This is a genomic window from Pelotomaculum sp. FP, assembly GCF_004369245.1.
Lineage (GTDB): Bacteria > Bacillota > Desulfotomaculia > Desulfotomaculales > Pelotomaculaceae > Pelotomaculum_C > Pelotomaculum_C schinkii.
Genome location: NZ_QFGB01000057.1, coordinates 19,461 through 27,647 on the forward strand (window position 1 = coordinate 19,461; position 8,187 = coordinate 27,647).

The window sequence follows — 8,187 nt, forward strand, 5'->3', positions numbered from 1 at the left end:
CAGCAGGGGTCTAGGGCTTGCATGGCGCTGTTAAAGCTGGGGGACAAATATTCCGTCACCCGGCTGGAGTCCGCCTGCAGACGCGCGCTGACCTACACAGCCAGCCCCAATCTCAAAAGCATCCAGACCATTCTGAAGACCGGGCAGGACAAAATCCCGGATGAAAAACCGGCGGAGAACAAGGAGAATATCAAAAACTTTGGGTTCACCCGCGGCGCCGCGTACTACGGGAGGACCTCGAAATGATGGATCGGAACACCCTTCACAAGCTCCATGAAATGAAGCTGTCTGCAATGGCGGATGCATACCGGCAGCAATTGGAAGACCCTGCCTTTCGGGAACTCTCATTTGAAGAGCGATTTGGCCTGATGGTAGACACCGAATGGGCCCCTCGCAAGAGCAATCGCCTGATCGCCTCATGCAGCAGGCGGAGCTAAGCATTCCAAACGCAGCAATCGAAGACATCGAATACCATGCGGACCGCAAGCTGGACAAGGCGCAAATCACCAGACTCGCCACCTGCGGTTTCATCGCTGAACAGCACAACATCATCATTCTCGGTGCCTCGGGTGCTGGAAAGACCTATCTCAGTTGCGCCTTTGGTATGGCAGCTTGCCGGAACTTCTACACGGTGAAATATATCCGGCTGCCCGACCTGCTTAACGAACTGGCCGTTGCCAGAGGCGAAGGCATTTTCAAGAAGGTTATGAAGGTGTACAAAAAAGTCGGCCTCCTCATTCTGGATGAGTGGCTGCTGGTACCACTGACCAGCAGCGAGGCCCGTGACCTACTGGAAATCGTGGAAGCCAGACATCAAAAGGGCTCCACCATCTTCAGCTCCCAGTTCACTCCGGCTGGTGGCACGCCAAGATCAGTGAGGATACGCTGGCTGATGCTATACTCGACAGAATTGTTCATGATTCCTACACTATCTTTATCGACGGTGAGGAATCCATGCGTAAACGTAAAGGCATCTCTGAGTAATCAGTCTCATGCAGGGGGATGCTTTCAAAAGTTTCTCCCTGCACCTTTTTAATCAGCTACTCACTAAATATTGGCTCTGCTAGCGTTAGAGTTGCTCATTTTCAGCGTGACGCTGCTCATTCTCTAGTGTACTCATGGCTCAATCTGAGCGAAATATCCAACTGGTCCCTTATCCTACCAGTTTGTTATAGATGACGAAAACAATAGCAAAACGGTTTGATATGCCAACAGAAAACGAACCAATTACTAAATTGGAAAAGAAAATGTAAAAAACTATTGACATTTTTGCTATCAGCAATATAATTAAAATGTAAAAAGTATTTTACATTTTTAGGAGTGATATTTATGAAAGACTTTCGTAAAATGGACGAAATGGAAATGGCCATCAACCTGAAAGCAATAAGGCTGGCATGGGTTTACGGTATTTTGTTCCTGCTCATATGGATAGGCCATGACTGGATAAAGTCCGGACTGTTTAATGGAATAGCATTTATCCTTATGTCATCTCAGCTGGCCGTGTACTGGGCGGTTCAACTCTTTTTGAAATGGAAACTTGGCAAAGATGAAAAATAATATCAGAGAACGAAGAAAAAAGCTTGGATTCAGGCAGGAGGATATGGCGACCGCTCTTGGCGTTACAAGACAAACAATAAATGCAATCGAAAATGAAAAATATAACCCAACTTTAGAATTGGCTATGAGATTAGCATTACTACTCAATACTACTGTCGAGGAACTTTTTATACTGGGTAATTAAGTTAATTGTTGGGCTATAATCCCCATTTTCTATGGCATTAATTGTTTGCCTCGTTACACCAACAGCATCAGCAACGTCTTTTTGAGACAAGTTTTTACCCAACCTATCACCTCAAAAGCATCCGGTTATCGAGAACATTGTATTTATATATTAGACAACATGTCAATTATATCTTACACATTTTCTGATGCGAAAAAAAGCAAGAGGTAGTCCCCTTGCTTTCATTATTAATCATATAGAGCAAATTACTTAATCCAGCCGTACGGGCATCGCCCTGCCCTGCCGCCAACGGTAGATAGCCAGGAAAACCGCCCCCAGAGCCAGACAGACAATGATAATCCTGATGAGCAAACCAACTACCGGGATACTGGTCAGGAGCAGCAGCAATACATAGCCGAGCAAGAATGGCAGGATAGTATGCACCCTTCCTTCCCAGCCAAAGCGGGTGGCCAGCAAGCGGCCAACAGCGTCCCCAACGATAATCTTGGCAGAATATAGAAGTAGGCCATAGCTGGCCAGAAGGGCCAGGGAAAGCGGGATGCCGATCACCGTAATCAGCAGCAGCAACGCCAACAGAGGGGTAAGCAGCAACAGCACTAGACCACAACCCAATGTATAGCCGGGGGTTTGCCTTATAGTTTGGCTGAGGCGGCTCCAGATGCCCGGGAAAAACAGGGCCAGGACAGCCCAGACCAGTATGCCTGCGGCAAACGAGACCAGTGCCCAATGAATCATGCGGCGTTTTTATGTAGTTCAAAAAAATAAAACGACAAGTGATATTTTATGTAGTCTTCCGGCTCATAGAATTGGCGATCTCCCTTGGAGCAGAGTAAAACAGGTTGTGAATACTGTTCCAGGCGTTTTTCAAAGCATTGAGAAAGTTGTCCCAGAGGTTTTCAATCCGGTTCCAGATGTCCGAGGCTGTGTTGAGCAGTTGGTTAAATCCGTCCAGAGAGCGGAAAGGCTTGCCCAGGTCGAGGTTAGGAATGTACTGATCTTATAATGAATATATCGTTTTCAGAAAAAAACCGCCACAGTGAGGCGGTTAGTTTTTGCTCCGATAACTGGCGGAATTACCTAATCTTTAATAATAAAATTTAGTTTTATGCTTTTAAAATTACTGGTACCTAGATGCAGCCGCCAAAGCCTCCAAAGAAGCCAATACCGAAGATAATCAGAATGAAGATGAGAAAGATGATAAATCCCCAATTGCCGAAGCCACAGCCGGCTTGTTCTGCTTTAAACTCAGCCATTAGTAGGTCCTCCTTCTTTTTAGCCATATGTGGTATTTTTTTTTAGTATATGTTTTATGGGATTATTTGGTCACACTCAGATCAGAAATGATTGGGATTTCATGGACACTGTACAGTAAAAGAATTACTGCATTTTGTCTAATCTTTCTAAGGACAGAAAAAGTGTCCGTAAGCAAATTATTGTCCGGGATGAGGTCGAGAAGTCGGTAGTGATTGAAGACATGATGGACAAACTGTGAGTTCTGCATAATACAGATATTCTTCTTAATATACCCAACCATGACTATCCAGGCCGGTAATTCAGCGTTCCAGCGTTTTCTTCATATCTTCCATTCTTGCTAGGAGCCTCACCTTATGATTTTGAAAAAGCTTCAGCGTGTTAACCCCACTCAATGCACAAGTTTCACTATTACAAAGCTATGATTAGCAGCCCCACAGAAGCGTTTATGCCGCGAAAGTTTCTTTATATGGGGCAGCACCCTCTGGTACAATCTTGAGAGCGAAAAGCCCCATAATCCAGATTATTTTCGCCGGTTACAAGGGAGTCCAGAGGGTGCAGGGGCCCCATGTCAAGAAAACGTGGAATAAATGCGGGTTGTAAACGCAGGTAGTTATTATCCATAAATACCTAAATTGAGTTTATTAAGTAAAGGGAAAGGAATTATGTTTACTTTTAACTTGTCCGAAATCTTGACAGAAGGCCATATCAAATTTTTCACTTACTTCTGTTATCTTCATGCCGTTACACCTCCTGATATCCGATAGATATCATAACACGAAAAGTTAGCTCCAAATCAAGCTCTTGGGAAAAGAGAAATCCGTTACCCGATAAAGTTGGTAAATATGTTTTTTTCACGCTCAGGAAACGGAACACCAGCTTTGACCCCAGCCTCTTTGCACTTTAAGAACCATGCCATATTCCTTGCAAGCACACGCATGGTCTGCAATCCTCCAAGTCTTTTTTCACATCTTCCGGTGTGGCGCCATGAACCATGTTCCAATAGCGAAAAGCAATAATGGGCATCTCCGATATGGTGAAATACTTGTTGAGTTGGTCAAAGGCGGCGGTTGTCCCGGCCCTTCTGGCGGAAACAACGGCTGCCGCCGGTTTTAAGTAAAAAGACTTTCTGCCTGCTTGCAAATCCGTATAAAATGCTCGATCCATGAAAGAAGTAATCGCACCGCTTGCAGCTGAATAATGTACTGGTGAACCGAAAACAAAACCATCGGCGTCTTTAGCAATGTCAAGAAAATCGTTAACACAGTCAGAGAAAACGCAGCGCCCGGTTTTTGCACAGCTTTTGCAAGCAATACAACCGGCTAACGGTTTTGTTCCAATTTGGAAGATTTGTGTTTCAATCCCCTCGGTGTTGAGGGTTTTTGCCACTTCTTCAAGCGCAGTATAAGTACAGCCATTGGTGTGAGGGCTACCGTTTACTAATAAAACATTCATTCATACTTACCTCCGTTCATTTTCCGGGAGGTCAGAACCTGCATCGAATCTACCACGGGTTAACCTAGGGATTTAACCCCATTATACAGACATCAAAAGGTTTTGCAGATTAGCCGAATCGTTCGGATACCTCCTGGGCAAAAAAATGAACCCCGCGAGTTTTATACTCTGCAGGGTTCATTTTTGTCTTTCTTATGCCTGGTGCTTTTGCAGTGGAATTATTTAGCTTAAGCTAAATTTCCTGCACTTATTTGCTATTGTCAGCAACTTCGTTAACTCCTTCTGCGGTTTCTGCCAGCTCAGCAGCTCCTGTGTTTTCCTCTGCAACATTTTCTTTAAAAGCGTTTTCTTCAGGAGTATTATTGCCAACTTCATCTTTAGTTAACAATATTAAGCATTTTGAAAATCTATGATTAATGATGCCAGCACCTAATAAAATGAATGCGATGCCCCCATAAACAGCGATTGGTTCAAATATTCCTGGAAGCAATTGTGCTGGTATTAATTCCTTCATAACCTTAGCAGTAGGATATCCTTGAGCTACATAATTTGCAACAGTATTGTTGAAATACATAATATTATTAATCAATGATGCAACCGCAATAAGAGCTACAACTAAAAAAGCAATATACAGAGCAATAGAACTAGCAGGAATTTTAAGTTTTTTAGGCACATTTGTTTCTTTAAGGTCCATAATAATTTGTCTCCATTTCCGCCATCAAGGGCTATACTATCAATACGAAATTTTGATTTATTATGTAGTTTAGCACCTTCAACTTAAAATATCCTGAAATTTAACTTAAAATCTCATGAGATTGCTTCACAGCAGAACAAACCTTTTAATACCATGTAATATATTATTGTCTCTATTACGTCTGCCCTGAGCCGGTTTCTGTTGTTCCTGGAATTCCGGGGTTATATCCTTTGTTGTCGTCCTGGGTAGCGTCCTGACCAGTCCCACCCGCACCGGTACCCGCCTGGGCGCCGCTGCCCCCTGTTTTACCCGTAGTTGTACCCGTCCCTGTCTCATCAACCGGCGTGATGCTCACCGTACCATTTAAACCGGAAGAAGTGCCGGAGGCGCCGCTTTTAGTCTCCTGCCCCGGTTCGGACGGTGTCTGCTTGGACCCGCTTTGGTTCTGCTGGGTTGCAGAAGATTGTTGAGTACGGTCAGCCTGGCTGGAAGACCCGGTGCTTACAAGCTGGCCGCTCAACGGACTGGTCAGTACGACATCGGTCACTGTCTCCCCGTTAAAGAGCTTGGCTACCATCTGCTTCGCTTCAGCCGGGTCAACTCCCCAGTAGCTGTCCCCGCCAATATCCAATGGCCGCCCCGGCAGGGTCTGCGCCACAATACTACCGTCTTCCAATTTCTTACCGGCTGAAGCCAGGGTCACCATATCATTGACGCTCAGGTTGGTTTTTACATGCTTGTTTATTTCCGGAACCAGCGACGGCAATTTAAGAATTGTACCGGGCTGCAGCATCTCCTTGGCCAGGGTTACCAGAAACTTCTGCTGGTGCGCGGTCCGTTCAATGTCACCCATTGGATAATCCCGGAAGCGAACATACTGCAACGCCTTATCACCATCCAGACACTGGACGCCCTTTTTCAGGTTGATTTCATAAACGCCGCCATCAGTTTCGTCCTCGTGGTTCATGTCTTGATCAACATCGAGAGTAACTCCGCCGAGCGCGTCCACAATATTCTTAAAGCCGTTGAAATTGGCCTGGACATAATACTTGACCGGTATCCCCAAAAGATCCGAAACCACCTTCATAGACGCCTCCGGACCACCCAGTTCCGCTGCACAGTTTATTTTATCCCAGCCGTGCTTGGGGATATTGACTCTGGTATCCCGGGGGATGGAAAGCAGGGACATCTGCTTGCTTTTGGTGTCCACGCTGGCCAGGATCATGGTGTCGGTCCGTGCCATTGTTTCACCATTACGGGCATCAATGCCCAGCAGAAGGACATTGAGCCGCTGCCCATTTGGGTTTTCAGGCGGAAAAAATTTGTCTTTAATAAGTACGCAACCGCCCGCCAACAGGGCCACCAGAAACAGGCAGCAGATGACGAAAGGCGCCTTGCGCTTGAGTCTCCGTCTTTTAAGTTTCAACATTATTCACCCCGTTCACAGATAATCGCCACTGGGGACAGGCCAATTGCAGCTCAAAAAGCAAGTAACAGCCAAGCAGCAACCACAATCACTGCCGTCAAAGTGATTCTGTTCATTCTCTCCAGATATAAAATTCTACTTATTCCCCCCAAATCCTGCACGAACTGGTAACACAGCTCCTTACAACCTTCTTAAGAAAGAGGGTCAACTATTTTTTTGGCTAGACAGGCCGATAACTAGAACTGACAGCGGCCTACAATTTTTTAGTCCTGTCATCGAGCAAGCACTTCTTGTTTTAGAAACTACTAGAATATTGCAGATTATTGCATATAAAAAGTCACAATTATAAAGAAAAAAACAGCTCGCCAACCGAATGAGCTGTAAGTGTTAGGAGACAGGATTCTACTACTTTTTGGCGAATATGCCATATTGGAAAGGTGTGCATATGATACCTAACAATCAATATTATATATTACAGCGTGTTTAGAACATTAAAATTGAAGAGGAATCGAAAAAATGAGTAAAACGATATGTCAAGTAGTTGACTCTTCAGGGAACCTACCGCGGGAATTCATCAAACAGTACAACATCATCGAAGTTCCATTCTATTTCACATTTGACAACACAAATTACTACTGTGAGAATGTTAATTATACAATAACTGAGTTTTATAAACATATGGTAGAATATCCTGACGAGGTTCCCAAAACATCTGCTCCCAATATTCTTGATTGGTTAACCGTATTTGAGGAGCAGTATGCCGGAGGCGCTAAAAAGTATATTGTGACGACGATTTCTCCCAAATTATCTTCCAGCTTTCAAACGGCTATTTCTGCAAAAAAAATTTTTGAAGAGAGAAATAAAGATGTCGAAATTAAAGTAATTAGTTCAGATACTTGTGCTTGTGGGCAGGCCGCATTGGAAATAGGAATCGCTAAAATGATTGATAGTGGTATAGACTATGTGGATATCGTTGAGATAATACATAAGATGATTTCGAATATAAGCACGCTTTTTGTGGTGAACAGCCTGACATATATGAAGGCTGGAGGCAGAATCGGAGGAGCGGCCGCCTTCCTGGGAAAACTAATCAACATTAAGCCATTATGTGAGTTTATTGATGGCATGGTACATCCAATCAAAGCTATACGTGGAAGAAAAAATTCGCTTAAAACCATGATAGATGTAGCAGTTTCAAGGATTATTGATATTAATAAAATGATAATCATTATCCAACATGCAGAATGCCAGGAAGATGCAGACTATATATGTAATTATCTAAAAGAGAAAGGAAATTATAGTGGTCATGTATTTAATAGCGGTCTAGGGATTATAGTAGGAGCACATTCAGGTCCGGGTACAATAGGTATTGGTTTTGTGGAATATCCTGTCTAAAGCTATTGCAAACTCACGTTGAGTTGTATGCCAAATAATCAATAACTTTGAACATAAACATTCCTCCTTGAATCATAGTTTTACTCATCAATACCAACCATAGGTGTTCGGTTAACCAGAATTAGGTAACTCATAGATAATAATAAAGAAGGGAAAACCCTCAAGTCGACAGAATCAGGGAATATTCAAGTATAAATAATTTCCAGGAGGTCGCCCTGATGACTG

9 protein-coding genes and 2 pseudogenes are annotated in these 8,187 nt (G+C 43.9%); 5 read left to right on the plus strand and 6 right to left on the minus strand.

Translation table 11 applies throughout. The features are described from left to right. Window positions 1-21: 21 nt before the first annotated feature. From Psfp_RS17275 to Psfp_RS17290, 4 genes and pseudogenes are all read left to right on the plus strand, one after another. Window positions 22-246: a hypothetical protein gene (locus tag Psfp_RS17275; protein WP_134219777.1), complete on the plus strand. Its 225-nt coding sequence runs from the start codon at window positions 22-24 to the stop codon at window positions 244-246. Continuing rightward, window positions 243-984: pseudogene (gene istB, locus Psfp_RS17280) on the plus strand (IS21-like element helper ATPase IstB). The gene Psfp_RS17275 and the pseudogene istB overlap by 4 nt, the downstream one beginning before the upstream one ends. A gap of 345 nt (window positions 985-1,329) precedes the next feature. Then, entirely contained in the window at window positions 1,330-1,557 is a 228-nt protein-coding gene (locus Psfp_RS17285; RefSeq protein WP_134219778.1) for a hypothetical protein, read from the plus strand. Next, window positions 1,547-1,741, plus strand: a complete 195-nt coding sequence (locus Psfp_RS17290; protein WP_134219779.1) for a helix-turn-helix transcriptional regulator — start codon at window positions 1,547-1,549, stop codon at window positions 1,739-1,741. The genes Psfp_RS17285 and Psfp_RS17290 overlap by 11 nt, the downstream gene beginning before the upstream one ends. Here the strand turns inward: Psfp_RS17290 and Psfp_RS17295 are convergent. From Psfp_RS17295 to Psfp_RS17315, 6 genes and pseudogenes are all read right to left on the minus strand, one after another. Then, on the minus strand, window positions 1,697-1,843 hold the full coding sequence (locus Psfp_RS17295) for a helix-turn-helix transcriptional regulator (protein WP_134219780.1): 147 nt from the start codon (window positions 1,841-1,843) through the stop codon (window positions 1,697-1,699). The genes Psfp_RS17290 and Psfp_RS17295 overlap by 45 nt on opposite strands. A gap of 147 nt (window positions 1,844-1,990) precedes the next feature. Beyond that, window positions 1,991-2,476, minus strand: coding sequence for a hypothetical protein (locus Psfp_RS17300; protein ID WP_134219781.1), 486 nt, complete (start codon window positions 2,474-2,476; stop codon window positions 1,991-1,993). A 392-nt stretch (window positions 2,477-2,868) separates the two neighbouring features. Then, a complete protein-coding gene (locus Psfp_RS22560; protein WP_282434356.1) occupies window positions 2,869-2,994 on the minus strand; it encodes a hypothetical protein in 126 nt (41 codons plus the stop codon). A gap of 821 nt (window positions 2,995-3,815) precedes the next feature. Continuing rightward, window positions 3,816-4,447 (minus strand): annotated as a pseudogene (locus tag Psfp_RS17305) (flavodoxin family protein). A 247-nt stretch (window positions 4,448-4,694) separates the two neighbouring features. Beyond that, entirely contained in the window at window positions 4,695-5,141 is a 447-nt protein-coding gene (locus Psfp_RS17310) for a hypothetical protein (protein ID WP_243120762.1), read from the minus strand. Window positions 5,142-5,316: 175 nt separating this feature from the next. Beyond that, window positions 5,317-6,570 carry an LCP family protein gene (locus Psfp_RS17315; protein ID WP_134219782.1) on the minus strand — a complete coding sequence of 418 codons (1,254 nt, stop codon included), beginning with the start codon at window positions 6,568-6,570 and terminating at the stop codon, window positions 5,317-5,319. Window positions 6,571-7,083: 513 nt separating this feature from the next. On the opposite strand from Psfp_RS17315, the gene Psfp_RS17320 reads away from it, so the two are divergent. Continuing rightward, window positions 7,084-7,962 (plus strand): DegV family protein, encoded by an 879-nt coding sequence (locus Psfp_RS17320; RefSeq protein ID WP_134219783.1) that lies wholly within the window; start codon window positions 7,084-7,086, stop codon window positions 7,960-7,962. Window positions 7,963-8,187 lie beyond the last annotated feature (225 nt).

What these genes read in the sequence shown, in the direction of transcription:
- Psfp_RS17275 (WP_134219777.1), top strand. Translation starts at nt 22, where the DNA reads ATGGCGCTGTTAAAGCTGGGGGACAAATATTCCGTCACCCGGCTGGAG.
- Psfp_RS17290 (WP_134219779.1), top strand. Translation starts at nt 1,547, where the DNA reads ATGAAAAATAATATCAGAGAACGAAGAAAAAAGCTTGGATTCAGGCAG.
- Psfp_RS17315 (WP_134219782.1), bottom strand. Translation starts at nt 6,570, where the DNA reads ATGTTGAAACTTAAAAGACGGAGACTCAAGCGCAAGGCGCCTTTCGTC.
- Psfp_RS22560 (WP_282434356.1), bottom strand. Translation starts at nt 2,994, where the DNA reads ATGGCTGAGTTTAAAGCAGAACAAGCCGGCTGTGGCTTCGGCAATTGG.
- Psfp_RS17320 (WP_134219783.1), top strand. Translation starts at nt 7,084, where the DNA reads ATGAGTAAAACGATATGTCAAGTAGTTGACTCTTCAGGGAACCTACCG.
- Psfp_RS17285 (WP_134219778.1), top strand. Translation starts at nt 1,330, where the DNA reads ATGAAAGACTTTCGTAAAATGGACGAAATGGAAATGGCCATCAACCTG.
- Psfp_RS17310 (WP_243120762.1), bottom strand. Translation starts at nt 5,141, where the DNA reads ATGGACCTTAAAGAAACAAATGTGCCTAAAAAACTTAAAATTCCTGCT.
- Psfp_RS17300 (WP_134219781.1), bottom strand. Translation starts at nt 2,476, where the DNA reads ATGATTCATTGGGCACTGGTCTCGTTTGCCGCAGGCATACTGGTCTGG.